2 protein-coding genes are annotated in these 1,744 nt (G+C 31.8%); both read right to left on the minus strand.

All coding sequences use genetic code 11. The features are described from left to right. On the minus strand, positions 1 to 687 hold a 687-nt coding region (locus tag DAHG_RS21440; RefSeq protein WP_026880986.1), incomplete at its 3' end, for a hypothetical protein. A gap of 17 nt (positions 688 to 704) precedes the next feature. After that, positions 705 to 1,744, minus strand: a 1,040-nt coding sequence (locus DAHG_RS21445) for a hypothetical protein (RefSeq protein ID WP_026880987.1), incomplete at its 5' end; no start/stop codon positions are given.

Consider the following 1,744-nt stretch of genomic DNA (forward strand, 5'->3'; position numbering starts at 1 on the left):
TGTAAGAGTCGGTGCCTGCAATTGGGTAGTGGTTGGTCCATCAGTAAAAGTAATTTTAATTCTAAATTTCCTATTTGCTACTGTATTTTTTGAAGGTACATTAGACATATCCACCTGATTCTGAATTTGTAATTCCATACTTCCAGCATCTATTGCTGCTTGACTAGGCTTAATTGTCAAAGTGGTTAATTGATTTAATGTTTCTGTTCTACCATCAGGATTATTCACACTTAACACATACAAAATGCCCTTATCAAATCCCGTAACTGGCTGAACAGCCCAACCAATTGTATCTCTAACATTTTCTCCTTCGATTACTCTATCATAAAATTGAGCATCTGCATCAAGATTATATTCAGGATAGACGTCAACACTATCTACTTCTGAGGTGTTATAACTAAATGTTATGGCTATTCCTGTGACAGGTTGTGTTGAATCTCCTTCAAGATCCGCTTGTAATACTAAACTATCTGTTTTATTCATCGTAATTTCAATATATTGACGACGATCTATTTCTTTATAAGCTTTATATTGTATACCATTTATTGTATATAATATGTCATTAAATCCATCATCTTTTACAGAATAACTAATATCACCTGGCGCAGCTTTCATATCCATTCCGCCAGCAGTGAATAGTATTGCCATAACAGCTATCAAAGCGCTTATTTTTTTTAATATTTTCATTGCACTTGATCCTTTCTTTATTTCTTAGAATTAATTAAAGATTGTAAATATAACATATCTTTCGTATCAACAAATCCATCTCCGTTTAAATCTCCTTCAATATATTTATATTTTGTTATTATTTTATAATCCACTCTTACATTTCCCTGTACCACAGTGTAAATAACGGGATTATTCATGCTATCTGAAAAATCATTCCAGCTTGTTTCCTGATCTCCGCTTATCATTTCGTAACCTATTGATTCAACATGATCTGCATTTTCTATTTCAAAATAAGGAGCAATTTCGTCTACAGAAATTAAATTATCAATTTCAATAGTTATTTGATTATTTTTATAATCAATAATACCATCATATTTTGTATCTCCATTCATAAAATAGAAAGCAGTAAATATAGGTCCTTCATTAATGTTGCGAACAATCAAATCATATACAATACTTTCTTTACCATTTATTAAAGTAATCGTATGATTTTGAGCTAAGTTCATGATTTGACCACTGGTTACAATCTTTCCATCCATTAAAATAAGCTGAGTATTCAAACAATCAAAATATAATGGTAAAGATGTCAAATCATCGGTCATGCTATATAAAATATTGATATTTATCTTACCATTCTTTATTACACCCTCAATTTTCGTGCCATCAATTATGGTATATATATCTGTTAATTCAGGATAGATTGTCTCAATTTCTAAGATTTTAATTATATAAGTACTTTCTTCACCTTCAGATTTTAGCTTAAATACCTTTTCATCAGTTCCTAACCTAATACTATTCAAGATGAGTGTCTCATTATCGTATAATTGTGAACCTTGTGTAGAAACATAATTAATTTCAAATGGTTCAGCGAAATCAAATTTACCTGCTTCAGCTTCAAAAATGACAGTTCCATTCTCATTATCCGGTGTGGCAATAAGACTTTCTCCATTTTGAGTGATCGTTACTTGTCCTACAAACTGCGGACCATACTCGATCTCTGCCTGCAAGGTATAGATTTCCTTGTTGCCGTCCAGTTCTACTACGATCAGCCTTGGTTTGCTCACATCGATGAGGG

The sequence above is a fragment of the Dielma fastidiosa genome, from assembly GCF_000313565.1.
Classification (GTDB): Bacteria; Bacillota_I; Bacilli_A; order Erysipelotrichales; family Erysipelotrichaceae; genus Dielma; species Dielma fastidiosa.